Source organism: Micromonospora sp. NPDC126480, assembly GCF_040302465.1.
In the GTDB taxonomy this organism is placed as follows: Bacteria; Actinomycetota; Actinomycetes; order Mycobacteriales; family Micromonosporaceae; genus Micromonospora.
Genome location: NZ_JBEORU010000010.1, coordinates 1 through 24,337, shown reverse-complemented (window position 1 = coordinate 24,337; position 24,337 = coordinate 1). Strand labels below are relative to the sequence as shown.

General features: G+C 74.9%; 23 protein-coding genes. 12 read left to right on the top strand and 11 right to left on the bottom strand.

What is annotated here, in order from left to right; translation table 11 throughout:
• Positions 1-73 precede the first annotated feature (73 nt).
• Genes ABTW87_RS11685 through ABTW87_RS11670 form a run of 4 tightly spaced genes read left to right on the top strand, consistent with a single transcriptional unit; the run spans position 74 to position 6,205 of the window.
• A complete protein-coding gene (locus ABTW87_RS11685) occupies positions 74-700 on the top strand; it encodes an ATP-binding cassette domain-containing protein (protein WP_350650764.1) in 627 nt (208 codons plus the stop codon).
• Positions 697-1,992, top strand: coding sequence for an extracellular solute-binding protein (locus ABTW87_RS11680; RefSeq protein ID WP_350650763.1), 1,296 nt, complete (start codon positions 697-699; stop codon positions 1,990-1,992). Before ABTW87_RS11685 ends, ABTW87_RS11680 begins: the two co-directional genes overlap by 4 nt.
• Positions 1,989-3,758, top strand: coding sequence for an ABC transporter permease subunit (locus tag ABTW87_RS11675; RefSeq protein WP_350650762.1), 1,770 nt, complete (start codon positions 1,989-1,991; stop codon positions 3,756-3,758). The genes ABTW87_RS11680 and ABTW87_RS11675 overlap by 4 nt, the downstream gene beginning before the upstream one ends.
• On the top strand, positions 3,755-6,205 hold the full coding sequence (locus ABTW87_RS11670; protein ID WP_350650761.1) for a tetratricopeptide repeat protein: 2,451 nt from the start codon (positions 3,755-3,757) through the stop codon (positions 6,203-6,205). Before ABTW87_RS11675 ends, ABTW87_RS11670 begins: the two co-directional genes overlap by 4 nt.
• Positions 6,206-6,257: 52 nt before the next feature.
• Here ABTW87_RS11670 and pdxR read toward each other — a convergent pair whose 3' ends face one another.
• A complete protein-coding gene (pdxR, locus tag ABTW87_RS11665; protein WP_350650760.1) occupies positions 6,258-7,727 on the bottom strand; it encodes a MocR-like pyridoxine biosynthesis transcription factor PdxR in 1,470 nt (489 codons plus the stop codon).
• Positions 7,728-7,755: 28 nt separating this feature from the next.
• Between pdxR and ABTW87_RS11660 the strand changes: the two genes are divergently transcribed.
• Both ABTW87_RS11660 and ABTW87_RS11655 read left to right on the top strand, forming a co-directional pair.
• On the top strand, positions 7,756-8,370 hold the full coding sequence (locus tag ABTW87_RS11660) for a LysE family translocator (protein ID WP_350650759.1): 615 nt from the start codon (positions 7,756-7,758) through the stop codon (positions 8,368-8,370).
• A gap of 14 nt (positions 8,371-8,384) precedes the next feature.
• Complete coding sequence (locus ABTW87_RS11655) at positions 8,385-9,077, top strand: B3/B4 domain-containing protein (protein WP_350650758.1); 693 nt, start codon at positions 8,385-8,387, stop codon at positions 9,075-9,077.
• A 9-nt stretch (positions 9,078-9,086) separates the two neighbouring features.
• Here ABTW87_RS11655 and ABTW87_RS11650 read toward each other — a convergent pair whose 3' ends face one another.
• Positions 9,087-9,701 (bottom strand): MBL fold metallo-hydrolase, encoded by a 615-nt coding sequence (locus ABTW87_RS11650; RefSeq protein WP_350650757.1) that lies wholly within the window; start codon positions 9,699-9,701, stop codon positions 9,087-9,089.
• A gap of 50 nt (positions 9,702-9,751) precedes the next feature.
• On the bottom strand, positions 9,752-11,287 hold the full coding sequence (locus ABTW87_RS11645; RefSeq protein ID WP_350650756.1) for a multicopper oxidase family protein: 1,536 nt from the start codon (positions 11,285-11,287) through the stop codon (positions 9,752-9,754).
• A gap of 149 nt (positions 11,288-11,436) precedes the next feature.
• On the opposite strand from ABTW87_RS11645, the gene ABTW87_RS11640 reads away from it, so the two are divergent.
• The gene (locus ABTW87_RS11640; protein ID WP_350650755.1) at positions 11,437-11,865 is read left to right on the top strand and encodes an archease; all 429 of its coding nucleotides are present in this window, start codon (positions 11,437-11,439) and stop codon (positions 11,863-11,865) included.
• 27 nt (positions 11,866-11,892) lie between these two features.
• On the opposite strand, the gene ABTW87_RS11635 is transcribed toward ABTW87_RS11640, so the two are convergent.
• From ABTW87_RS11635 to ABTW87_RS11605, 7 genes are all read right to left on the bottom strand, one after another.
• Positions 11,893-13,311 (bottom strand): RtcB family protein, encoded by a 1,419-nt coding sequence (locus ABTW87_RS11635; protein ID WP_350650754.1) that lies wholly within the window; start codon positions 13,309-13,311, stop codon positions 11,893-11,895.
• Between the two features lie 79 nt (positions 13,312-13,390).
• A complete protein-coding gene (locus ABTW87_RS11630) occupies positions 13,391-13,639 on the bottom strand; it encodes a DUF5818 domain-containing protein (protein ID WP_350650753.1) in 249 nt (82 codons plus the stop codon).
• Positions 13,640-13,678: 39 nt separating this feature from the next.
• On the bottom strand, positions 13,679-14,548 hold the full coding sequence (locus ABTW87_RS11625; protein WP_350650920.1) for a carbohydrate ABC transporter permease: 870 nt from the start codon (positions 14,546-14,548) through the stop codon (positions 13,679-13,681).
• A gap of 38 nt (positions 14,549-14,586) precedes the next feature.
• Complete coding sequence (locus ABTW87_RS11620; protein ID WP_350650752.1) at positions 14,587-15,627, bottom strand: ABC transporter ATP-binding protein; 1,041 nt, start codon at positions 15,625-15,627, stop codon at positions 14,587-14,589.
• Positions 15,624-16,946: an ABC transporter substrate-binding protein gene (locus tag ABTW87_RS11615; RefSeq protein WP_350650751.1), complete on the bottom strand. Its 1,323-nt coding sequence runs from the start codon at positions 16,944-16,946 to the stop codon at positions 15,624-15,626. The genes ABTW87_RS11620 and ABTW87_RS11615 overlap by 4 nt, the downstream gene beginning before the upstream one ends.
• Positions 16,943-17,803, bottom strand: a complete 861-nt coding sequence (locus ABTW87_RS11610) for a carbohydrate ABC transporter permease (protein ID WP_350650750.1) — start codon at positions 17,801-17,803, stop codon at positions 16,943-16,945. Before ABTW87_RS11610 ends, ABTW87_RS11615 begins: the two co-directional genes overlap by 4 nt.
• Positions 17,804-17,828: 25 nt before the next feature.
• The gene (locus tag ABTW87_RS11605; protein WP_350650749.1) at positions 17,829-20,624 is read right to left on the bottom strand and encodes a WD40/YVTN/BNR-like repeat-containing protein; all 2,796 of its coding nucleotides are present in this window, start codon (positions 20,622-20,624) and stop codon (positions 17,829-17,831) included.
• Positions 20,625-20,794: 170 nt separating this feature from the next.
• Here ABTW87_RS11605 and ABTW87_RS11600 point away from each other — a divergent pair, with 170 nt between their 5' ends.
• The 5 genes from ABTW87_RS11600 (at position 20,795) to ABTW87_RS11580 (ending at position 23,874) form a co-directional block, all read left to right on the top strand.
• Entirely contained in the window at positions 20,795-21,610 is an 816-nt protein-coding gene (locus tag ABTW87_RS11600) for an SDR family oxidoreductase (RefSeq protein WP_350650748.1), read from the top strand.
• Positions 21,611-21,725: 115 nt separating this feature from the next.
• A complete protein-coding gene (locus tag ABTW87_RS11595; protein ID WP_350650747.1) occupies positions 21,726-22,139 on the top strand; it encodes an SSI family serine proteinase inhibitor in 414 nt (137 codons plus the stop codon).
• Between the two features lie 111 nt (positions 22,140-22,250).
• Positions 22,251-23,123, top strand: a complete 873-nt coding sequence (locus ABTW87_RS11590; protein WP_350650746.1) for a pentapeptide repeat-containing protein — start codon at positions 22,251-22,253, stop codon at positions 23,121-23,123.
• A gap of 251 nt (positions 23,124-23,374) precedes the next feature.
• Positions 23,375-23,611, top strand: coding sequence for a preprotein translocase YidC (locus ABTW87_RS11585; RefSeq protein ID WP_350650745.1), 237 nt, complete (start codon positions 23,375-23,377; stop codon positions 23,609-23,611).
• Positions 23,612-23,646: 35 nt separating this feature from the next.
• Positions 23,647-23,874, top strand: coding sequence for a hypothetical protein (locus tag ABTW87_RS11580; RefSeq protein ID WP_350650744.1), 228 nt, complete (start codon positions 23,647-23,649; stop codon positions 23,872-23,874).
• A gap of 52 nt (positions 23,875-23,926) precedes the next feature.
• On the opposite strand, the gene ABTW87_RS11575 is transcribed toward ABTW87_RS11580, so the two are convergent.
• On the bottom strand, positions 23,927-24,337 hold a 411-nt coding region (locus ABTW87_RS11575; protein WP_350650743.1), incomplete at its 5' end, for an oligopeptide/dipeptide ABC transporter ATP-binding protein.

The window sequence follows — 24,337 nt, the reverse complement described above, 5'->3', positions numbered from 1 at the left end:
GGGTCGCGTACCCCTCGGGTCGCTCCGGTGTGACACGCTGGGAGCGACGGTCCGGTCACGGGAGGTGAGGCTCGTGTTACGCCTGTGCGAACTCGCCGCCGTGCCCGCGGTCCCGCCGGTCACCTTGCGCGTGGCCGCCGGCGCGACCGCCGCACTGGTGGCCGAGCCCCGGCTGGGCACCGCGATCGCCCGGGTCGTCGCCGGGCTGGCCGCGCCGGTGGCGGGCCGCGTCCTGGTCGGCGACCGCGACGTCACCGGGCTGCCGCCGCTGCGCCGCCGGATCGGGTACGTGCCGGCTGGCGGCGCCCTGCTGCCCCACCTGACCGTCCGGCGCAACATCTCCTACGGGCAGCGCAGGCGGGAGCGGGTGCGCGAGGTGGCCGACGACTGGACCGCGACCGTCGTCGACAGGCTCGAACTCGCCCCGACCCTGGAGCTGCGGCCGCACCTGCTCTCCGACGCGCAGCGGTTCCGGGTGGCCCTCGCCCGGGCGCTGGCCTGCCTGCCCGAGGCGCTTGTCGTCGACCTGCCCGCCGGTGTCGCCGGCGGTGGCCGGCTCGGCGACCTGCTCGACCGGTTGTCGCTGCCCGGCACCCCCGGCGTCGCCGTGCTGGTCTGCTCGGCCGACCCGGAGGTGCTGGCCGAGATCCCCGACCGGGTGCACGTCGAGGGGGCGGCCGACGCCGGGGCGCGCCCGTGACGGCAGCGGGCCGGCTGCGCCGGCGTACGCTTCTGCGCGCCGCCGCCGCGGTGAGCGCGACGGCCGCGACGTCGTGCGCGGGGCCGGCGCGCTCCGTGCAGGTGGTCGTGGTCTGGAGCGGCGGCGAGCTGGCCCGGTTCCGGGAGGTGGTGGCCCGCTACGGCGCCCCGGTCCAGGTCCTCGGCGCGGGCAACGACATCGACGCGTTCCTGTCCGCCCGGCGGCTGGCCGGCACCAGCCCCGACGTCGCGATCCTGCCCCGCTCCGGCCTGGTCACCGAGTACGCGCGGCGCGGCTGGCTGCGGGAGGTCACGCCGGCCGCCAGCTACGCGGTGCCGGCCGGCATGGCCGACCTGCTCTCCCGGGGCGGGCGGCGGTACGGCGTGTGGGTCAAGGCCGCGCACAAGTCGCTTTTCTGGTACTTCCCGTCCACGCTCGCGCAGCCGCCGGGCACCTGGGACGAGCTGGTCACCATCACCCGCCGGCTCGGCGCGCGGGCCCGGGCCGGCGCCGGGCCGGCGCCGCTGGCGATCGGCGCGGCCGACGGGTGGGTGCTCACCGACTGGTTCGAGAACGTCCTGGCCGACGTCGCCGCGCCCGGGGAGTACGAGGCGCTGGCCGGCGGCGGGGCGGACTGGCGGGGCCGCCCGGTCCGGTACGCGCTGGAGCGGCTGGCCGAGCTGTGGAGCGTCGCCGGCGCCTTCCCCGGCGGCGGGCGGCGGGCCCTGCTCACCCAGTTCGAGGAGTCGGTGATCCAGGTGGTCCACCACCGGCAGGCGGCGATGGTGTTCGAGGGTGACTTCGTCGAGGCGGTCGACGCCCGGTTCCGGGGCGGCGGCGAGGCGCCGGCCACCTTCCGGTTCCCCGGTTCGCGGGCGGCCGAGCGTCCGCTCATCCTGGGCGGCGACGCGGCGGTCGCCTTCGCCGATTCGACCCGCGGGGTGGAGCTGGTGCGGTGGCTCAGCGACGGTGCCAGCTTCACGCCGTGGCTGCGCGCCGGCGGATATCTCTCCCCCAACGTCACCGTCCCGCTGGAGGCGTACCCGGATCCGGTCCGGCGGCGGTTCGCCGCCGAGCTGCGTACCGCCGGCACCGTCCGGTTCGACCTGTCCGACCGGCTGCCCGGGCCGTTCACCGGCACCGACGGCGTCGGCATCTGGCGGATCATGCAGGACTTCTTCGCCGACGTGACCGGAGGCGTCGCCGCGGCGGAGGCGGTGCGGCGCGCCACCGGCCAGCTGGCGGCGGAGGCCCGGGCCGCGGAGGCCCGGGCCGCGGAGCGCGGGCGATGAGCCGGGCGCCCCTGCTGGGCGAGCTGGCCGTCCTCGACGACGTCGGTCCGCCCCGGCGTGGGCGTGCCTACCCGGCGGCGGGCGCGACCTCGACGCTGCTGCTGCCCGCGTTGCTGCTGCTCGGCGGCCTGGTGGCCTGGCCGGTGCTGCGGACGGTGCACGCCAGCGTCACCGCTGACGGCCGCTGGGTGGGTGCGGAGCACTTCCGTGCCGCGCTCGCCGCGCCCGGCACCGGCGCGGTCGTGGGCCGGACGATCCTGTGGGCGCTGCTGGTGCCGACCGTGGTGACCGGGCTCGGCTACCTGCTCGCGGCCGCCTCGCTCCGCTCGCGGGAGGGCTGGCTGCTCCGGTTGGTCCTGGTGGTGCCGACCGCGTTGCCGCTTGTGGTCACCGGGGTCACGTTCCGGCTGATGTACGACCCGGACCCGCGGCGGGGGCTGGCCACCTCGCTGCTGGCCCGGCTCACCGGGCGGCCGGCGGAGGAGCTGCCGCAGCTGCTCGGCCCCGGGCTGGTCACGGTGGCGCTGATGTCGGCGTTCGTGTGGGCCTGGGTCGGGCTCGCCGTGGTGGTGTTCCGGGCCGCGCTGGACGCGGTGCCGCCGAGCCTGGCCGACGCGGTCCGCGCGCACGGCGGCGGCCGCCGGGACGTGCTCTGGGACGCGCAGTGGCGACCGCTGCTGCTGCGTACGGTCGCGGTGGTCTTCGCCCTGGCCGCGCTCGCGACCAGCCGGACCTTCGACCTGATCCTGGTCATGACGCCCGGTTCGGTGCGTGACGAGGCGTCGGTGCTCGCGCTGCGGGTGTGGCAGACCTCCGGCGGGGAGACGACCGGCGAGAGCGCGGCCCTCGGCGTGGTGTGGCTGGTGGCGGTGGCCGCCGGCATGCTGGTCGCGGCGTTGTTCGTCCGGCAGGCGTGGCCGCCGCCGCGCCAGCCCACGGCGGCGCGACCCGGACCCGCGGCGCCCGCCCCTCGCCGGGTGGCGCGGCTGCTCACGGCGGGGGCCCTCGTCGCCTGGCTGCTGCCGCTGGGCGTCCTGGTCGCGACGTCGCTGCAACGCCCGGTGGACGCGGCCACCCGCGGCTGGTGGTCGAGCCCGCCGAGCCTCGACTCCTACCGGTCGCTTGCCGCGGGCGGCGACCTGTGGCGCACTCTCGGGTTCACTCTCGTCCTGGCCACCGTGGTCACCGTCGCGGTGCTGGCCGTCGCGCTGCTCGCCGCGTACCCGCTGGCCTGGCTGACCGGGCCGGCCGCGCAGGCGACCGGGCTGCTGCTGATGGCCGCCAGCGTGGTGCCGGTGCAGGTCATCGCCGGCCCGGTGAACGAGGTGCTCGGCGTGGTGCTGTCCTCGGGCACGTCCCGTGGGTTGGCGCTGGTGCACGTCGCCCTCGGGCTTCCGTTCGCCGTGCTGGTGCTGCGCAACGCGTTCGCCGATCTGCCCGCCGAGCAGGTGCGGGCGGCCCGGGTGGGCGGCCGGCACTGGTGGGGCACGCTGCGCCTGCTGGTTCGGCACAGCCGGCCCGCGGTGATCGCGGTGGCGGTGCTGGAGTTCGTGCAGGTGTGGAACGACCTGGTGGTCGGGCTGCTGTTCAGTGGGCCGGGGACGCTGCCGCTGGGGCTGTTCCTGGCCGGGCAGACCCGCGGGTTCGTCGCCGGCAGCGGGATGCTCGCCGCCGGCTCGGTGCTCGCCTCGGTGCTTCCGGTGCTGCTTGTGGTGCTGGCCCGCCGGCAGCTCGTGGCCGGCCTGGTCGCCGGAGGTGTGCGGTGACCGGCCCGCCGGCCCGCCGGTCCCGCCGGCCGCGGCGGCTGAGCCTGCTGCTGGCCGTCGGCGGGGTGCTCGGCGGCACGGTGAGCGCCGTGCTCGGCAACGTCACCGGCAACCTGCTCTCCGAGCTGTCGGTGACGCAGCTCGGCTCGGCGAGCGCCGCGGTGATCGTGCTCGGTCTGGCCGCCGCCGTCGTCGTCGAGTGGCGGCGCTACCAGCGCGACCAGGCGGCGGCACCGGAGCCCGAGGAGTCCGCGCCGGCGGTCGGGGCGCCGACCCTTCCGTGGCCGGCGGGCCTCACCGGCCGCGCGGACGACGTGGCGGCGGTCGTCGACGCGTTGCGGCACGAGCACGCGGTCGCCGTGGTGGGCCGGCGGGCGGTGGGCACCTCCTCGTGCGCCGTCCAGGCCGCGAACCTGTGCCGGGAGGACTTCCCCGACGGTTGCTACTACCTGGACCTGCGTCGCCGCGGGCGGCCCCGGTCGGCGTACCACGTGCTGACCGCGCTGGCCCGGATCCTGAACACCCGCGCCCCGGCGAGCGGCCGGCCCGACGACCTGGTCGAGGCGGCCGACGGCCTGCGCGGCAAGCTCGACGGCCAGCGGGTCCTGCTGGTGCTCGACAACGTGGACGATCCCGCCCAGGTCCGGGCCCTGCTGCCGCCGACCGCCCGGACCTGCCGGCTGCTGTTCGCCGGAACCGGCGCGCTCGAGGCGCAGGAGGGGGTCACCGCCCACCGGCTCTTCGAGCCGGGTCCCGACGACGCGGTGGACATCTTCGCCGCCGCGGGCGCCGCGGCGCCGGTCGCCCGGCCGCACCGGCCGGACCCTCGCACCGACCCGGCGGTACGCACGGTCGTCGAGCTGTGCGGCCGCCAGCCGCGTACGGTCGCCGAGCTGGGCCGGCGGACCGCCCAGCACGGCTGGCGGCACGCCGACGTGCTCGACGCTCTGCGCCGCGCCGTCGAGACCGCCCCGCACCAGCAGGTGGCCGCCTCCCCCGCGACGCTGCTGGTCACCGCGCGGGACACCGCGTACCACGCGTTGAGCGCGGAGGCACGACGGCTGTGGCGGCTGATGTCGCTCAGCCCGGCGCCGCTGGACCGCCCGGCGATCGCCGCGCTCGCCGCCCGCCGCCCGGACCGCGTCGCCCCGCTGCTGCACGAGCTGGCGACGGGTGGCTTCGTGACCGGCGCGGAGGGCGACCGCTACGAGGTCCGCCCGCTGCTCGCCCCGTACGCGCGCCTGCACCTGCGCGCGGGCGGGTCGGCGCGGCGGCGGGTCACCGCGCAGACCCGGCTCACCCGGCACCTGGCCCGCCGGGCCGAGCGGCACGCCGCGAACCTGGTCGTGGCCGCCGCCACCCTGGACCGGGACCGGACGCTGTCGCTGGACGACGACCCGTACGGCTGGTTCGACCTGCACCAGGAGCTGCTGCTGGCGGTGGTCAGGGTGCCGGCCGGGGCGGTGGAGTCGCTGCCGCGCCGGGTACGCCGCTGGTGGTTCCGGCTGGCGGTGGCGCTGTGCGGGTGGCTGGCGCACGTGGAGCGCCTCGCCGAGTGGGAGGAGGTGTGCCGGACGGTGCTCGCCACCCCCACCGCCGGGGACCGGCCGGAGATCGCCGGCTGGGCGCACAACGAGCTGGGCGTGCTGCGCCGGCGCCGGCACGACCCGCAGGGGGCGGCGACCGCGCTGAGTCTCGCGGTGGCCGAGCGCAGCCGACGGGGCATCGCGCAGGCCCGGATGAACCTCGGCCTGGTTCTGCTCGACCTGGGGCAGCTCGACGACGCGGTGGAGCACCTGGAGCTGTCCCGGCGGCACCGCTCCGGCGCCGACCGGGCCGGGCACGCGCTGACCGACCTCGGGCTGGGCGCCGCGCGGCTGGCCCGGGGGGAGTTCGAGGTCGCCCACCACCACCTGGTCCGGGCGGCCAACACGTTCCGCTCGCTCGGCGACGCCCGGGGCTACGCCGCCGCGCTGACGAACCTGGTGCTGGTCCACGCGGAGCTGGGCGAGCACCTCGACGCGGCGCAGGCGTGGCGGGCGGCGCTGCGGGAGTACGGCGCGGTGACGGACGCGACGAACCGGGCCGTCGCGCTGCTCAACGCGGGAGCGACGCTGCTGGCCAGCGCGCCCGGGCAGGCTCGGCAGGCGTACGAGATGCTTGCCGAGAGCCGGCGGCTGCGCGAAGGCGGACAGCCGACCGCCGGGCTGGGCCGCACGCTGCTGTACCTGGGCGACGCGGCCGACGTCCTCGGCGACGCGGACGAGGCCCGCCGGCACTGGGTGGACGCGGCGGCGGTCTGCGAGGCCGCTGGCGACGGCGACGGTCAGGCGGCCGCCGACGCGCGGCTCGGCGGCGAGGACGGAGCACCGCCGGCGCCCACACCCAGGACGCCGTCCACCGGCGTGCCGCGCGATGCCCGGCCGGCTCCCGGGGCGACCGGCTGACGGTCGCCGGTGCCCGGCTCAGTGCCGCCGGAACAGGCGGAGCGGGGCCGGATCATGGTCGACGCCGGCGCACCTCGCCGAGGACGGCGAGGCCCGCCTCGATCGCGGAAGCCGGGTTGGCCGCGTACCCGAGGACCAGGCCGGGCGGGCCGGGCCGCTGCCGGTGCCAGGACAGCGGCTGCACCTTCACGCCCCGCTCCAGGGCCGCCGTCGCCAGTTCGGTGTCCGGCACCGCCGAGTCGAGGGTGACCGTCAAATGCAGCCCGGCGGCGGCCCCGTGCACCGTGGCGCCGGGCAGGTGCCGGGCGATCGCCGCGATCATCGCGTCCCGCCGCCGGACGTGCCGCCGCCGCAGGAGGCGAAGCTGCCGCTCCAGCGCTCCGGAGGTCATCAGCTCCGCGAGCACGAGCTGCGGCAGCACCGCGTTGCCGAGGTCGGCGTTGCGGCGGGCGTCGACCACCGCCGGGCGGTGCCGCGCGGGCACGAGCAGCCAGCCGATGCGCAGCGCCGGGGCGAGCAGCTTGGAGACGCTCCCGGCGTAGCAGACGTGCTCGGGCAGCGTGGCCCGCAACGCCGGCACGGGCGGCCGGTCGTACCGGTGCTCGGCGTCGTAGTCGTCCTCGATGACCAGTCCGCCGGCCCGGGCCCAGGCGGCGAGCCGGCGGCGGCGGCCCCCGTCGAGCACCACGCCGGTCGGAAACTGGTGCGCCGGGGTGAGCATCACGGCGGGCACGTCACCGGCGGCCAACTCGTCCACCCGCAGGCCGGCGGAGTCCACCGGGACCGGTGGCGTCTCGACGCCCCAGTTGTTCAGGTGCTGGCGCACGCCGAGTGAACCCGGGTCCTCGACCGCGACGCGGGTGACGCCGACGCCGCGCAGCGCCTGCGCGAGCAGGCCGAGTGCCTGGGAGACGCCGGTGGTGACGAGCACCTCGGCCGGGTCGACGACGATTCCCCGGTACCGGGCCAGCCAGGCCGCGACGGCCCGCCGCAGCGCGGGCGCTCCGCGCGGGTCGCCGTAGCCGAAGTCGGCCGCGACCAGGCTGCGCAGCACGGTCCGTTCGGCGCGCAGCCAGGCTTCCCGCGGGAAGGCGGCCAAATCGGGTACGCCGGGCGTCAGGTCGATGCGCGCCGGCGCCGCGCGCACCGCGTCGAAGATGTCGGTGCCGGGGGCCGGCGGGAACAGTCGGGTCGGCGCGGGCGCGGCGGCGGGGACCGGCGGGGCGGCCGGCGCCGCGACCACCACCGTGCCCGCGCGCCCCCGGCCGGCCACCTGCCCTTCCTCCACCATCCGCTGGTACGCCTCGACGACGACGCCTCGGGAGACACCGAGGTCGGCGGCGAGCACCCGGGTGGCAGGCAGGCGACTGCCGACGGGGATGCGCCCGTCGGCGATGGCCGCCCGCAGCCGGCCGGCGAGCCAGTCGGTCCGGCCGCCCGGCGGTGCCTCGGCGATGTCCAGGTACAGGAAGTCCGAGCCGGGTTTGGTCCCCTCCTGGGGCGCGGTTTTGGCACTGCGCACCGGACCATCGTGCCGGCAGGGTGGAGCCATGACAATCGCCTTCGTCGTGACCACCCTCGTCGTGGTCGCCACTCCCGGCGCCGGGGTGCTGTTCACCCTCTCCGCCGCCCTCTCCGGCGGCCGGCGTTCCGCCCTGGTGGCCGCGGTCGGGTGCACGGTCGGCATCGTGCCGCACCTCGCGGCCGCGGTGACCGGGCTGTCCGCGTTGCTGCATTCCAGCGCGCTCGTCTTCGGGGTGCTGAAGTACCTCGGCGTGGCGTACCTGCTGTGGCTGGCGGTCGCGACCTGGCGCGATCGGCGTGCGCTTGTCGCGGACGGCCCGTCGGCGCCGGCCCGGTCGGTGGCCCGCACGGTCGGGTCGGCGGCGCTGATGAACCTGCTCAACCCCAAACTGACGATCTTCTTCGTGGCGTTCCTGCCGCAGTTCGTCGATCCCGGCCGGCCGGACGCGGTCCCGGCGATGCTCGGGCTGAGCGCGGTGTTCATGCTGGTGACCCTCGTCGTGTTCACGGCGTACGGGCTCGGTGCGGCGGCCGTGCGCCGGCACGTGCTGGACCGGCCGCGGGTGCTCGGCTGGCTGCGCCGGAGCTTCGCCGGCTCGTTCCTCGCGCTGGGCCTGCTGCTGGCCCGCGCCGAAGCCTGAGCGGACGGTCAGACATGTACTTCGAGCACTCGAACCGGATCCGGGCCGAGCACCCCGGGCTGGTCGCCGGGGTCCTGTACGCCGAGGGCGTCGCCGGTCCGCCGCGAACGGCCCTCCCGCTCGCCGACCTGCACGCGGTGGCCCGCGAACGACTGGCGACCGGCACCGAGGGCGCCTTCCCGGAGATCCAGGCCTGGCGGCGGGCGTTCAGCCGGATGGGCCTCGCACCGACCCGCTACCGGTGCGCGGCGGAGTCGCTGCTGCGGCGGCTGCGCACGGAGGGCGAACTGCCGTCGGTGCATCCCCTGGTCGACCTGGGCAACGCGGTCTCGGCCGCCTACGCGATCCCGGTCGGCATCCTCGACGTCGACCACGTCGCCGGCGGGATCGAGGTCCGGCCGGCCCGGGGCGACGAGCGGTACCTGACGTTCACCGGGTTCGAGGAGCGCCCCGACCCGGGCGAGGTGATCTTCGCCGACGAGGCGGGCCGGGCCCACGCCCGGCGCTGGACCAACCGGCAGAGTGGGTGGTCGGCCCTGCGCGAGGGCACCTCGCGGGTTCTGGTCGTGGTCGAGGCCCTGCACGGCGCCGCCGGCCGGGACGTCCCCCGGCTGCTGGACACCCTGACCGGCGAACTGCGGCGGGGATGGGGGGCGGACCCGCGACGGTTCGTCCTGACCGGGGCCGCCCCGCGGGTGGAGGTGTGAGCCGGCGCGTCAGGTCCCCGCGTCGGCGGACTCGCCGGGGGCGAGGTACCGGTAGCCGGGGACGGTCTCGCCGAACCAGCCGTTGACGCTGGCCAGGCCCCGCTCGTTGAGCTGGGCGTCGTGGATCGCCACCGTCCGGGCCGCGCCGGCGGCGACGGCGAAGTCGATCGCCTCGGTGAGCTTGAGCCAGGACGCCTGCGCCGGTACGAGCAGGGTCGCCACCCGGCGGCCGGGCGGGTGCAGTGAATCGCCGGGATGGTAGACCGCGTCCGCCACGAGGTAGCCGAGGTTCGCGCAGTCCGGCTGGCCACCGTGGATGGTGGCGTGCCGGCCGCCGGTGGCGGTCACCTCCACGCCGGCCGCGGTGAACCGCTGCCCGGCCGTGACCGGGACGACCGGCAGCGGCACCGGGCCGGGCAGCCGCGCGCCCGCCGGGGCGAAGACCGGCACGCCGAGCCCGGCCAGGCGCAGCACGTCGACGTGGTCGGTGTGCTCGTGGGTGACCAGCACGGCGTCGGCCCCGGCCAGCGCGGCCGGCTCGCTCCACGTGCCCGGGTCGATCACGAGGACGCCGCCGCCGGTCTCCAGGCGTACGCAGGAGTGGGTGTACTTGATGATCCGCACCGGCCGACCGTACGCGGGACGGCGGCGCCGCGCCGCCCCGCGTACGACGGTCAGCCGTGCCCGCCGTGGGCGCTGTGCGTGGGCGGGCGGCCCGGCCGCTGCCCCGGCTCGACCACCACGAACTGACCCATCATCCCGGCGTCCTCGTGGTAGAGCAGGTGGCAGTGGTACATGTACGGCACGTCCGGGTCGCTGTGGTCGCGGAAACGCAGCGCGATCCGGACCGGACGATGCGGCGCCAGGTAGACGGTGTCCTTCCAGCCGCCGAGCTCCGGCGGCGGCGCCTCCCCGGCGACGGAGAGCACCTGGAACTGCACGTCGTGGACGTGGAAGTTGTGCGGCGTGCCGTCGATGTTCGCCACCTCCCACACCTCGGTGGTGTCCCTGGTGACGGCGAAGTCGATCCGGCCCAGGTCCATCGACTGGCCGTTGATCGACCGGCCGGCGAACTCCAGCCGGCGGGTGTCGCTGGCCGTGTCCGGGTCGAGCCGCTGCAGCGGGACCAGGGTGCGCGGCACGGCCGGGGACGGGGCGAGGCGGTCGGCGGCCCGCAGTTGCAGCACGTCGAAGCGGTCCCGGCCACCGGCGAACCGGTCGGCGAGGAAGCCGGCGCCCAGGTCCGGGCCGGTGCTGCGCAGGGTCACCCGCTCCCCGGGCCGGACGGACACCACGATCTCGGCCCGCTCGCCGGGCGACAGTTGGATCCGGGTGAGGCGGGCCGGGCGCGGCAGCAACCCGCCGTCACTGGCGATCATGTCGAACGGCCGGTCGTCGGCGAAGCCGAAGTCGTACAGCCGGGCGGTGGAGCCGTTGAGCAGCCGCAGCCGGACCCGCTCGGTGGTCACGTCGAGGTACGGCCCGACCGTGCCGTTGACCAGCAGCGTGTCGCCGAGGACGCCGATCGCGTTTATCGAGTTGCGGGTCTTGGTGAACTCGCCGCTGCGGCTGAAGCTGCGGTCCTGCACGATCACCGGTACGTCGTCGACGCCGTAGCGGCGCGGCAGGGACAGCGCCGCCTCCCGGTCGTCGTCGACGATGAACATGCCGGCCAGGCCCCGGTAGACGTGGTCCTCGGTCTCGCCGTGCGGGTGCGGGTGGTACCAGAGGGTGGCCGCCGGCTGATCGACCGTCCAGGTGGGTGACCAGGTCGCGCCGGGGCGGATCGACTGGTGCGGCCCGCCGTCCATCCGGGCCGGCAGGTGCATGCCGTGCCAGTGGACGCTGGTGCGCTCGGCGAGGCGGTTCACCACGTTCACCACGACCTGCTCGCCGCGCCGGGCCCGCAGGGTCGGCCCGAGGTAGTCGCCGTCGAAGCCGGCGGTACGGGTCTGCCGGCCGTCGCCCCGGAAGTCGCGCCTGCCCTCCCGGGCGAGCAGGTCGAACACGCGCCGCCCGCGGTCGTCGACGCGGGACCCGGCCAGCGGTGGCACGGCGAGCGGGCGGGTGAACTCCACCTGACCGACGGTGTCGGTGCCGGCGCGGGCGAGCGCCCAGCCCCCGGCCGCCACACCACCGCAGCAGAGGACGAGACTGACGGCGAGCACGCCGAGCAGCAGACGGGTCAGGGGACGTCGTCGGGCGGGCACGTTGGCACCTCCAGTAGAGCCAGTACCTGTAGCCTGCCTTCCTATCTGCCGTGCCGCCACGGTCGCGGCCGGAATCCGGGGTTCTCTCCGGGTTGCCCCCGAGCCGGAACGGGGCCGCGCCGGGGCGGCCGTGCCGGATGATCGGAGGCATGGACCGACGGCCCGAGCGTGGTCACCGGTGCGTCCCGCACACCGCGGACGTGCGGATCGAGGCGTGGGCGCCGACACGGGAGGCCTGCGTGGCCGAGGCGGTGGTCGCCCTCGTCGACACGTTCACCGACCCGGGTGCGGCCCGGCCCACGGCCGAGCGGGAGTTCCACGTCCGCGCCGAGGACGACGAGGACCTGCTCGTGGACGTCCTGGACGAGGTGATCTTCCGGTTGGACACCGCCGGTGAGCTGCCGCTGCGTACCGAGGTCGCCGACGACGGCGACGGCGGGTTACGGGTGCGCTGGCACACCGTCGACACGGACGCGGTGGAGCTGATCGGCGCCGTGCCGAAGGCGGTGGCGCTGCACGAGCTGCGGTTCGGCCCGGACGGGCCGGGCTGGTCCTGCGCGGTGACCCTTGACGTGTAGCGGTCTCAGCCCTCGGCCACGCCCGGCTCAGCCCTTGACCACGCCGATCGGCACCAGCCGGGCCACCTTCCGGCACAGTCCCGCGCCCTCGGCGGCCTCGACCACCGCCGAGATGTCCTTGTACGCCGCCGGCATCTCCTCGGCCAGCCCACGCCGGGAGGCACCGCGTACGGCGATGTTCTGCTCCGCGAGCTGGCGGCGCGGGTCGAGGCCGCGCTCGGCCCGGACCGCCTGCTTGCGGCTCTGCACGCGGCCCGCGCCGTGGCAGGTCGACGCGAACGCCGGCGAGCCGGGCACCCCGGTGAGCACGTAGGAGCCGGTGCCCATCGAGCCCGGAATCAGGACCGGCTGGCCCGCGTCGCGCAGGTCCCGGGGGAGGTCCGGGTGCCGCGGCGGCAGGGCCCGGGTGGCGCCCTTGCGGTGCACGCAGAGGCGCCGCGCGTCCCCGTCGGTCCCGTGCGTCTCGATCTTCGCGAGGTTGTGCGAGATGTCGTAGACCAGGTCGAGGTCGCTGCCGGTGACGCGGCGGAAGACGCCCCGGGCCGCGTGGGTGAGCAGTTGGCGGTTGGCCCGGGCGTAGTTGGCGGCGGCCGCCATCGCCCCGAGGTAGGCCCGACCCTCGTGCGACGCGACCGGGGCGCAGGCGAGCTGCCGGTCCGGCACGTGGATGGCGTACCGGCGCATGACCTTCTCCATCCGGCGCACGTAGTCGGTGCAGATCTGGTGGCCCAGGCCCCGCGAGCCACAGTGGATCATGACGCAGATCTGGCCGGGTCGCAGGCCGAAAGCGGTGGCGACGGCCTCGTCGTACACCTCCTCGACGGCCTGCACCTCAAGGAAGTGGTTACCGGAACCGAGGCTGCCCACCTGCTTCGCGCCGCGCTCGATCGCCCGCTCGCTCACCTCGGCCGGGTTGGCGTCGTCCACCGCGCCGTGATCCTCGCAGCGCGCCAGGTCCCGCTCGACCCCGAAGCCGCGCTCGACGGCGTACCGGGAACCGCCGCGCAGCACCCCGTCCAGCTCCGCGCGGCCGGTCAGGTGCCACACCGCGCCCTTGCCCATCCCGCGCGGCGTCGACTCGCCCAGGCCGTCCATCACCGCGTCCAGCCGGGGACGCAGCCCGGCCAGGTCGAGGTCGGCCGCGAGCAGCCGGACGCCGCAGGAGATGTCGAAGCCCACCCCGCCCGGCGACACCACCCCGTCCGCCTCGACGTCGGTGGCGGCCACCCCGCCGATCGGGAAGCCGTAACCCCAGTGCACGTCCGGCATCGCGTACGAGGCCTCGACGATGCCCGGCAGGGTGGCCACGTTGGCGACCTGCTCCAGCGACTTGTCGGCGCCGGCGTCGGGCAGCAGCGACTCGGACGCGAAGACCACCCCCGGCACCCGCATCGGGTCGTGCCGGTCGATTCGGAAGCGGTACGGCGACTCTGCGACCAGCTCCATCCGCGCGACCTACCCGGTCGGACGGACGTTACACGCCGGGAACCGGCAGGCGTCACCCGCCGGGGACGGGCCGTCGCCGTCAGGCCGGGTCGGCCCGGATCACCGCCACGGTCTGGGCGAGGTCCCACTCGCCGCACGCGGCCGGCCGGGGGGCCAGGTGGCCACGCACGGTCACCCGGTCACCTGGACTCAGCGCCGCCGCCACGTCACCGGTCAACGCCCAGCGCCGCCCGCCGACCAACAGCATGGTGCAGTCCCCGACCCGCTCCACCGTGCCGGTGAGGGTGCGCGCCCCGAACGGCAGCGGCCCCGGCAACTCGCCACCCATCAGACCAACCTCCGTCCTGTCGGCGCGGCGGCAACCCGGTCAGAGCCGGTAGAAGGCGCGGTAGCGGCGGAACAGCCGCCACTGCACCACCACCGCCGCCACCGTCAGCAGGATCATCACCAGCGTCGCGGCGGCCGCGTAGCCGTAGCGCAGGTACTCGAACCCGGTGCGGTAGATGAACAGCGACAGGTACGTGGTGGCGTACGGGGGCGGGCCGCCGTCGGTCACCACGAACGCCGGCACGAAGGAGAAGTGCAGGCTCGCGATGACGTCCCGCACCGCGAGCAGGGCCAGCACCGGCGCCATCAGCGGAAGGGTGATCCGGCGGAACACGTCCCAGCCGGTGGCGTCCTCCAGCGCGGCCATCTCGTAGACGTCCCGGGGCAGGGACCGCCGGGCGGCCAGCAGCACCACGAAGGTCTCCCCCATGGTGAACACGCTCATCAGGATGATCGCGGCCCGCGCGTCGGTCGGGTCGGTCAGCCACTGCGGCGGGGTGCGGCCGAGCACGGTCAGCCCGTTCTCCCCGCCCAGCCGCAGCAACTGGTTGATCGGGCCGTACAGGGGGTTGAACAGCCAGAGCCAGAGCAGGCCGTAGGCGATCTCCGGCACCGCCGTCGGCAGCACCGCGGCGGCCCGCGCGGTGCCGACCCCGAACGCCCGGCGGTGCAGCAGCAGCGCCAGGCCGAGCGCCAGCAGCACCCGCAGGGGTACGGCCACCAGCGCGAACACCAGCGAGTTGGTCAGCGACACCCGGAACACCGGGTCGCCGGACAGCTCGGTGAGGTTGCCCAGCCCGGCCCAGCTCGGCGGGTTCACCAGGTCGTACTCGGTGAACGCCAGGGCCAGCGTGACGGCGGCCGGCAGCAGCACCAGGCCGACCAGGCCGACCAGGTACGGCGCCAGCATCAACGCCAAATGCCGGCGGGAACGGGTGTCGGGCCGGGTCACGGGTCGTACCGCAGGCCCGAGTCGGCGTGGAAGACGTGCGTGTCGGCCCAGCCGACCCCGACCCGGACGGACTCGCCCCGGGCCGGGCGGCGGGCGGCCGGCACCCGCGCCACCACCGCCGGCCCCGCGGCGAGGCTCAGGTAGGCGTACGCGTCCTCGCCGACCACCTCGACCCGGTCCACGGTCGCCGCGGCGCCCTCCGCCGCGTCCAGCACCACCGCCTCCGGGCGGAAGCCGATCTCCACGCCTTCGCCCGGTACGCCGGGCGGCGCCGCCCCGGTGGGACGGACCGGGCCGTCGGCGGCGAGCAGGTTCATCGCCGGTGAGCCGACGAACCGCGCCACGAACGTGCTCGCCGGCGTACGCCAGATCTCGTCCGGGGTGCCGACCTGCTCGACCCGGCCGTCGCGGAGCACCGCGATCCGGTCGGCGAGCACCAGCGCCTCGGTCTGGTCGTGAGTGACGTGCACCATCGTGGCGCCGAGCCGGTCGTGCAGCGCCCGCAGTTCGGCGCGCATCTCCACCCGCAGGGCCAGGTCGAGGTTCGACAGCGGCTCGTCGAGCAGGAACACGTCCGGTTCGCGGACCAGCGCCCGGGCCAGCGCCACCCGCTGCCGCTCCCCACCGGAGAGCTGACCCGGCCGCCGGGACAGCAGGTCGGCGCAGCCCACCGCCTCGGCCGCCGTCCGGGCCCGCTCCCGCGCCACCGCCCGCGGGGTGTCCCGGACCTCGAGCCCGAAGGCGATGTTCTCGGCGACGGTGAGGTGCGGGAACAGCGCGTACGACTGGAAGACCATGGAGACGTTGCGCAGGCCGGGGCGGGCCTCGGTGACGTCCCGGCCGGCGATGCGGACCCGGCCGCCGGTGACCGGCTCCAGGCCCGCCACCACCCGCAGCACGGTCGACTTGCCCGCACCGGACGGGCCGAGGACCACGAGCAGCTCACCCCGGGCGACGGCCAGGTCCACCTCGTGCAGGACGGTGGCGCCGCGGTACGCGGCACTCACCCCGACCAGGTCCAGACCCGCCTCGCTCACCCGTGCTCACCGCGGGCGAACAGCGGACGGGTCTGCTGATCCAGGTCACGGATGACGTCGTCGAGCCGGTCGCCGCGGTGCATGGCGTTCTCCAGGATCCCGTAGGTGACGTCCTCGATCTCCGGCCAGGTGGAGACGGTCGGCAGCGCGCGCACGGTGGGGATCGCGTCGAGGAACACCCTGGCGCTGCGCGGCGGCTGGGACGGGCCGAGGAACGCCGCCGACTCGGAGACGCCGATGTGCGACGGCACCGTGCGGCCGGTGGCGGCGATGATCCGCTGCCCCTCCTCGGAGATGGCGAACTCCAGGAACCGCCACGCGGCGTCCTTGCGCTTCCCGCCCCGGGTCATGCAGTACGCGTCGGAGTGCAGCACACCGACCTGCTTCTGGTAGACCGGCAGCGGCGCCACGTCCCACTCGAAGTCGATGATCGAGCGGAACGTGGTGGTGGAGCGGCGCGACGACATGAGCATGGCGAGGCGCCCGTTGGCGAAGCGGGACTCGTCGTCCTCGGCCTCGACCTCCTCGTCGGTCGGCACCACCCCGTACGCCTGGCGCAGGTCCACGAGGTTCTTCAGCGCGTCGCGGGCGGCCGGGGTGTCCAGGGTGAGCCGGGTCGGCTTGTCGAGGTCGTCGACGATCTCCGCGCCGTTGGACCACACCAGCGGGGCGAGGCGGATGATCGACGGTTCGACGCCGAGCCCGTGCACGACCGGGCGGACGGCGGCGCCCTCGCTCTCGGTGCCCTTCACCACCACGCCGCGGGAGTCCCGGGTCATCGCGATCGCGGTGCCGACCATGTCGTTCCAGGTCCAGCCGGTCTTCGGCTCCGCCACCCCGTACTTCGCGAACAGCGTCCGGTTGTAGTAGACGGCGAGGCTCGACACGTTCTGCGGCAGGCAGAGCTGCCTGCCTCCCCACTTGAAGGCGTCCATCGCCACCGGGTAGTAGTCGGCCGGGTCGATCCTGTCGGAGGCGGCGATCCGCTCGTCGAGGGACTCGACGACGTTCTTCGCGGCGAACTGGCCGTAGAAGCGGTAGTTCATCAGGAACAGGTCCGGCGGGGCGCCCCCGGCGACCGCGGTGGCGAGCCGGGCCAGCAGGTCCTTGCGGTCGCTCGCCTCGACCAGCTGCACCTCGGCCCCGGGCCGGGCCTTCTCGTACGCCTCGGTCAAGGTGCGGTACGCGGCCAGCTCCTCGGGAGCGCCGAAGACCAGCAGCTGCACCGGGCCCTTCGCGTCGCCGGACGAGCCGGCGCCGCAGCCGGTGGCGAGCAGCACGGCGGTGAGCAGCAGCGCGAACAGAGCCTTCGGCCTCATGGGCGGTCCCGTCCCGTCGGATCGTCGTGGTGGAGGAAGCGCCGCTGGGCGAGCACGAACACCAGCAGCGCCGGCGCGGTGGCGAGGACCGCCCCGGCCAGGAACACCGGGAAGTTCGTCGGGTCCAGCACCGACAGCGAGCGCAGCGCCAGCGGCAGGGTGAACAGGTCGCGGTCGTACACGTAGATCAGCGGGTCGAGGAAGTTCGACCAGGTCAGCACGAAGGTGAGGGCGGTGAGCGCGGCGGTGACCGGGCGGACCAGCGGGAGGGCCACCCGCCACCAGGTACGCATCGGGGACAGGTCCTCCACCAGGCAGGCGTCGTAGAGGTCCCGCGGCAGCGCCCGGAAGGCCAGGTAGTAGACCAGGACGTACAGCGGGGAGGTGCCCAGCAACGCCGGAGCGATCAACGGCACCAGCGTATCGGTCAGCCCGAGCGCGCGGAAGATCGCGAACCGGGGTACGAGCAGCGCGGTGGCCGGCACCATCAGCGCGACCAGGGAGGCCGCCACGACAGTGGCGGTGGTGCGCGGGGCGACCCGGGCCAGTGCGAAGCCGGCGAGCGAGGCGACCAGCACGCTCAGCGGCACCGCGACGACCGCGACCAGCACCGAGTTGAGCGAGGCGCGCAAGAGGCCGCCGATCTCGACGGCCCGCCGGTAGCCGTCGGTGGAGACCGGGTCGGGGACCAGTTGCGGCGTCGGCGACGGCGGCAGGCCCGGCTCGGTGAGCGAGCCGGAGACCAGCAGCAGCAGCGGCGGGACGAAGACGAGGATGACGAACGCCGCGCCGAGGGTGTGCCAGATCCGGCCGGCCGCCTCGGGCAGCGGTGGGGGGCCGCTCGCGCGGCCCCCCACCCGGTTGGTGCCGTTGATGACGTACCTACTTCAACTTGAGCTGCCAGGCGCCGAGGCCGTGCGACGCGGCGTAGAGGATCCGCTTGCCCGGCACGATGGTGAGCCCGGCGACCTCGACGTTCGGCATGCCGCCGGCCGCCTTGACCCAGCTCGTCCCGCCCTTGGCCAGGCGCAGCACCCCGAAGTCGGTGGACGCGTACAGGTCACCGGTGACGTCGTCGCGGACCAGGTCGGTGATCGGCTGGTCGCCGAAGTCGTACGACCGGTCGGTCCAGGTGGCCGCCGTGCCGTCCACCGTCACCTCGAACGCGTGACCGAGGGTGGCCGGGGTGTTCGAGTTGAAACCGCTGTAGGACACCCACGCCCGGTTCGGGTCGGCCGGGTCGATGTGGATGCTGGTCACGAAGCGGTTCGGCGTGCTGGCGTTGTCGATCCGGGTCCAGGTCACCGCGGCGGCCGGCTCGGCGTCGACGTTCTGCGTGACGAAGACCCGGCCGGTGCTGGTGGCCGCGTACGCGGTCGACGAGTTGCTGTCGACCCGCTGGACCACCGAGACGGCCCCGCCGGCCCGGTCACCCCAGGCGGCGTCGGTGAGCCGGGTGGTGCCCAGCTCCGCCCAGTCACCGCACTGGGCCTCGTACGTGCCGGTCCAGCTGTTGCAGATGCGGTCGGCCTCCGCCAGGGTCCGGTCACCCAGACCGAAGGTCTTGGTGCGGTAGACCGTGCGGGCGGTGCCGGCGAACATCGTGCCGCTGACCTTCGGGTCGCTGATCACCGGGGCGTAGAACAGGCTGCCCGGCTGGCCGTAGATCGGGTCGGCGGTCCAGATCCAGCTGCCGATGTCGCCGTTGTTGAAGTTCACCTCCGGCGACACGTCGAAGAAGGTGTGGAAGCGGAACTCCGGCTTGCCGACGTCGAAGCCGGAGGCGCCGCCGTCACCGATCATCGTGTTGACCCAGCGCCGGCGCTCGCCCTTGTTCTCCCAGGTGCCGTTGTCCTGCGTGCCGCCCTGGAGCAGGTTCACGTCGTGCGGGCTGACCGACAGGCTGATGAACTGCAGCGTGTTCATGCCCTTGTTGACGCCCTCCAGCTTGGCGGGGATCTTCGAGAGCATCTGCTTGCAGCGGTCCTTCTGGGCCTGCGTGGTGAGGTTGCGGTCCGGGTTGTCGCACCAGGCGGAGCGGTCGACGAACTGGCCGGTGGAGCGCATGATGCCGCCGTCGTTGGCCTCGAAGAACTGGTACGGGTTGCGCGGGTTGGTGACAAGCGCGTGCTGGTCCGGGTGCAGGCCGTTCGGGTGCAGCTCGTCGGTGCCGTCGTAGGTCATGTCGGTGCCGCTGACACCCGCGTCGGTGGAGAGGATGACCGCCCGCTTGTGGGCGACCGTCTCGCCGTAGACGTAGGAGCCACCGGTGTAGACGATGTCCGGGTGCCCGGCCGGCGTGTACACGAACACGTCGTACCAGCACTGGCCGGTGCACTGGTTGTAGGTGGCGAAGCCCGGGTCGGCCGGGTTCGAGCTGGTCAGGTCGGTGAAGGTGGGCGCGCCGGTGGCCACGTCGTCGCTGCGGAACAGCCGCGAGTACGGGTTGCCGATATTGCCCTCGTAGACGTACATCCGGGTCTTGCCGTTGGGCAGGGCGGTGACGTCGATGGCGGCGCGGGTCTGGAAGACCGCCGGGTTCAGCGACGGCTTGATCTGCGTCCAGGTCGCGCCGGCGTCCGGCGAGCGCCAGACACCGCGGGCGTACGAGGACGCGTACACGATGTCGGAGTTCTTCGGGTCCAGCTTGACGTAGCGCACGCCGCGCGGGGAGCAGGTGGCGGTGTTCGCGTACTCCGCGGCGCTGCCGGTGCAGTCGGCGGCGTTCGTCGAGCCGTTGTGGATGAACGTCCAGTTCTTGCCACCGTCGGTGGTCTTGTACAGACCCCACTTCGCGGCGTCCGGCACCGGCCGGGTCACGCCCGTGCAGCAGGCGCTCGACATGCCGCGCAGCGCGATGGTGGTGGCGACGTACATCGTCTTCGGGTCGCCCGGCTCGATGGTGATCTCGGCGATGCCCTTGCCGGAGAGCACGTCCTTGCCGAGCGGCCCCTGCCAGGTCAGACCGCCGTTTGTCGACTTGTAGAGGCCGACGCCGGCGACGCAGCCCGAGCCGCAGGTGTTCGCCTCGCCGGTGCCGACGTAGATGGTCAGGCCGTGCCGGTCGTTACGGTCGATCTTGACCGAGCCGGCCGCGTTGATTCCCAGCGGCCCGCCCAGGTAGAACCACTTGGGCTCGGCGGCGAGGATGTTGAGCGTGCCCCAGACGCCGCCGCCGGCGGGCGTGGCGTACGCCCGGCAGAGCAGCTTGTTGCAGTCCGGGCTGATGTCCAGGGAGGTCACCCGGCCGCCCGCGACGTACTCGTTGGGCACGTAGTTGAAGGCGTTGCGGTACTCGGTGAACGGGTACAGCGCCTCGCTCGGGCCGATGCTGGTCCAGCGCTCGGAGCCGCGGAACCGTCGCTCGGCCGCCGCGTACGCGGCCTTGGAGCGGTCGATCTCGGCCACGCTGATGTCCTCGGCCGGGTACGCCCGCTCGAGGAACGCCTGCTGGGCGGCGCCGCCGGGCCCGTCGGGCGACATGCCGTCGTTACCCGGGGCCGCCCGGCGGAGCCGCTCCAGGTGGCCGCCGAGGGCGTTCGGCATCTCGCCGTCCCCGACGGCCGCGGCGTTGGCCGGCACCTCGGCGCCGGTGAAGTGGATGCCAGCGGCACCCGTCGTCGCCACGAGAGCGGCGACTGCTAGTCCTGCGAGTAGATGGCGACGTCTGCGCTTCACGAGGGTCCCTCCGGAAAGAAGGCGTCGCCGCAGCGCGGCACCCAGGATTGGCGACCGTCGCTGGCAGCGTCCATGCAGGAGGATTCCAGAGGGTGATCGGCGGCACAATCCTCTGCGTCGATTCTGTTTGACGGATGGTTGCAATCGCAGCTGACGGGTAGTGCGCCGGCATGCCTGCGCGTTTCGACGACTTCCCACGCATCGCGATCATCACCGGCGCCGATTCCGGCATCGGCAAGGCCTGCGCCGTCGCGCTCGCCGATGCCGGCTTCGACGTCGGCATCACCTGGTACGGCGACCCGGACGGCGCCCGCCGCACCGCCGACGAGGTCCGCGCGACCGGGCGGCGGTGCGAGACCGCCGAGATGGACCTGACCCGGCTGCCGGGGGCCGCCGCCGTGATCGACGACCTGGCCGAGCGACTCGGCGGGATCGGGGTGCTTGTGAACAACGCCGGTACCGGCGCTTCCGTACCGTTCGTCGACACCGGCTGGGAGCAGTGGCGGGAGGTGCTCGCGGTCGACCTGGACGGGCCGTTCCTCTGCGGGCAGCGGGCGGCGCGCCGGATGCGGGCCGCCGGTCTCGGCGGGCGGATCGTCAACATCACAAGCGTGCACGAGCACGCGCCACGGGTGGGTTCGGCCGCGTACTGTGCGGCGAAGGGCGGGCTCGGGCTGCTCACCCGGGTGATGGCGCAGGAACTGGCGGCGGACGGGATCACCGTCAACGCGGTAGCGCCGGGCGAGATATCCACCCCGATGACCGGGCAGGAGGACGTCGACCCCTTCACCCAGGACCGGCCCGGGGTACCGGTCGGGCGCCCCGGCGACGCGCGGGAGGTCGCGGCGGTGGTGGCCCTGCTCGCCTCCGCCGCCGCCGCGTACGTCACCGGGGCGTCCTGGCCGGTCGACGGCGGGATGCTGCTGATGGGCCCGCAGGCCGCGGCGCTGCCCGACGACTCCTGGCGGCGGGTCGAACCGACGTAACAGTCGGTCACGAAAAGGGTTCACAGTGTCCACCTAGGGTGGTCGTCGGCCCGGTCACACGACGGTCGGGCCGACGATCGGCCCCCACCCGGGGCCCCCGACGGAAGGACACATGATGCCCCTCGCCAAGCGGGTCGCCGCGCTCATCGCGGCGGCCGTTCTCGGCACCGCCGCGCTCGCCGTCGCGGCCACCCCCGCCCACGCCGCGCCCGCCGAGCGGGCCACCACCTCGGTGCTCCTGCTCAGCGTCGTGCCCCACACCACCGGCGCGCCGCGGGCGGCCGCGCTGCGGTGCGAACCGACCGGCGGCACCCACCCGCGGGCCGCGTCCGCCTGCCAGGACGTCGCCACCGTCGACGGGAACCTGGCCGCGCTCAGCGACGTCGACCCGGGCTTCTGCACCCTGGAGTACGCGCCGGTGACGGTTCGTGCGATCGGACTGTGGCGGGACCGGCCCGTGTCGTACACCGAGACGTTCGGCAACCGGTGCGCACTGCTGCGCGAGACCGGGGCCCTGTTCGCCTTCTGATCTCCCCGCGCGGCGCCCGCTCCCCCGGGCGCCGCGCGGCCGGGCGACGATCGTGCGCGTGGGACAATGGGGCGTTCGCTTCAGGCAGCTTCAGCAGGGGAAACGGTAAGCGTGACGGAAACCGGCCCGGACGGCCTGCGCGCCGACTGTTCCCGGTGCGTGGGGCTCTGCTGCGTGGCGCCCGCCTTCGCCGCGTCGGCGGACTTCGCGATCGACAAGCCGGCCGGCCGGCCCTGCCCGAACCTGCGCCCGGACTCCCGCTGCGGCATCCACGCCCACCTGCGGGACCGCGGGTTCCCGGGCTGCACGGTCTTCGACTGCTTCGGCGCCGGGCAGCGGGTGACGCAGGCGATCTTCGACGGGCGGGACTGGCGGGACGACCCGGCGGCCGCCCGGGACATGTTCGACACCTTCGCCGTCGTACGCCCGCTGCACGAGTTGCTCTGGCACCTGACCGAGGCGCTGGCGCTGGACCCGCCGGCAGAGCTGCGGACGGCGCTGGCCGGGGCGCTGGCCGAGACCGACCGGCTGGCCGGGGCCGGTCCGGACGCCCTGCGGGCGCTGGACGTCGACGCGCACCGGGGGCGGGTGAACGTGCTGCTGTCCCGGGCCGGGGAGCACGCCCGCGCCCGGGGCGGCCGGCCCGGCGCCGACCGGCGCGGGGCCGCACTGTTCGGGGCCGACCTGCGGCGGGTCGACCTGCGGCGGGCGAACCTGCGGGGCGCGCTGTTGATCGGGGCCGACCTGCGCGGCGCCGATCTCGCCGGGGCGGACCTGACCGGCGCCGACCTGCGCGGTGCGGACCTGCGCGGCGCCGACCTGTCGGGGGCGCACTTCGTGCACCAGTCCCAGCTCGACGCGGCGCGCGGCGACCGGCACACGAGGCTGCCACCCGGGCGTACGCGCCCCGCGCACTGGACCGCGCTCCCGCTGACGCCGGTCCGGCAGCGCCCCCGCGCCGGCACGGCGCGTCGCCGCCGCTGAACGCCGCGCCGGTCGGCACCTTCGCCGGGGTGAGTGCCTGGAAGGCTCCCTGTCGAGCTGCCCGCGCAGCTGGGGCGGGCCGCACCGGTCTCCTGGCCGGGGCAGCTCGACAGCGGCGGACCATCCAGGTCGCGCCTGCCGGGCCGTTCCCGACACGTGGATCGGGTCCGCACGGAGGCGACGTTTCGCCACGGTTCGTCCGGGTAGCCGGTGCGGGGAACCGGAACCATCGCCGACGGGGAGGCGCGGGCATGGGATACCGAACGCGACAGGGTGTGCAGCCGGTCGATCCGGCGCACGCCGAGGACGAGGCAGGTCAGGCCCGGCTGGTCCAGGTCGACGCGGACACCGACGTGCCGGCACCCGACGGCACGGCCACGAATCCGGACATCGTCACCGAGGACGACGGGTCGGGCGTGGCCGGTGGATCCTCGGGCAGCAGCGGCGGCGGGTCGAGCATGCCGGGTCACCCGGACGCGGCCCGCTGACGTTTCCGGAGAGCCTGACTGGGCAGGAGTCCGCCATGACCGAGGAACACCGTTTCGATTTGGCCGACACGGACGAGCCGGACGGCGCCACCGCCATGGAGGCGTCACTACGGCCACCGGGCGAGTCGCTGCACAGCACCGATGACGTCGGCGACGACTTCGCCGACCTGCCGGCCGAGGACCGGCGTTCGGCGCGTGAGATCAGCCGCGCCGGTTACGACGTGGCCGATGTCTCCGGGACCACCGACCCGAACCGGGAGTGAGCCGGGCCGCCGCGGCGGCCCGGCTCAGCGAGCCCGGCGGGGTGGAGGAGGCTCACCCCGCCGGGGCCGTCGCTCCGACGCCCGGTTCGCCGTCGGCGACGAGCGGTCCGGTTTCGGGGAAGTGGCAGGCGGTGGCCTGCCGGCCGCCGGCGCGGGGTTCCAGGGCGGGTTCGGTGCTGGCGCAGATGTCCTGGGCCTTCCAGCAGCGGGTCCGGAACCGGCACCCCGACGGCGGGTCCAACGGGGTCGGCACGTCCCCGGCCAGCCGGATCCGCCCGGCCGGACCCAACCGGGTCACATCCGGAATCGCCGACAGCAACGCCCGCGTGTACGGATGCTGCGGCCGCGCGTAGATCTCCGCACGCTCACCGATCTCCACCACCCGACCCAGATACATCACCGCCACCCGGTGACAGAAATGCCGCACCACCGCCAGGTCATGGGCGATGAACACGAACGCCAA

What these genes read in the sequence shown, in the direction of transcription:
- ABTW87_RS11675 (WP_350650762.1), top strand. Translation starts at nt 1,989, where the DNA reads ATGAGCCGGGCGCCCCTGCTGGGCGAGCTGGCCGTCCTCGACGACGTC.
- ABTW87_RS11660 (WP_350650759.1), top strand. Translation starts at nt 7,756, where the DNA reads ATGACAATCGCCTTCGTCGTGACCACCCTCGTCGTGGTCGCCACTCCC.
- ABTW87_RS11655 (WP_350650758.1), top strand. Translation starts at nt 8,385, where the DNA reads ATGTACTTCGAGCACTCGAACCGGATCCGGGCCGAGCACCCCGGGCTG.
- ABTW87_RS11640 (WP_350650755.1), top strand. Translation starts at nt 11,437, where the DNA reads ATGGACCGACGGCCCGAGCGTGGTCACCGGTGCGTCCCGCACACCGCG.
- ABTW87_RS11635 (WP_350650754.1), bottom strand. Translation starts at nt 13,311, where the DNA reads ATGGAGCTGGTCGCAGAGTCGCCGTACCGCTTCCGAATCGACCGGCAC.
- ABTW87_RS11630 (WP_350650753.1), bottom strand. Translation starts at nt 13,639, where the DNA reads ATGGGTGGCGAGTTGCCGGGGCCGCTGCCGTTCGGGGCGCGCACCCTC.
- ABTW87_RS11625 (WP_350650920.1), bottom strand. Translation starts at nt 14,548, where the DNA reads ATGCTGGCGCCGTACCTGGTCGGCCTGGTCGGCCTGGTGCTGCTGCCG.
- ABTW87_RS11615 (WP_350650751.1), bottom strand. Translation starts at nt 16,946, where the DNA reads ATGAGGCCGAAGGCTCTGTTCGCGCTGCTGCTCACCGCCGTGCTGCTC.
- ABTW87_RS11600 (WP_350650748.1), top strand. Translation starts at nt 20,795, where the DNA reads ATGCCTGCGCGTTTCGACGACTTCCCACGCATCGCGATCATCACCGGC.
- ABTW87_RS11595 (WP_350650747.1), top strand. Translation starts at nt 21,726, where the DNA reads ATGCCCCTCGCCAAGCGGGTCGCCGCGCTCATCGCGGCGGCCGTTCTC.
- ABTW87_RS11585 (WP_350650745.1), top strand. Translation starts at nt 23,375, where the DNA reads ATGGGATACCGAACGCGACAGGGTGTGCAGCCGGTCGATCCGGCGCAC.
- ABTW87_RS11580 (WP_350650744.1), top strand. Translation starts at nt 23,647, where the DNA reads ATGACCGAGGAACACCGTTTCGATTTGGCCGACACGGACGAGCCGGAC.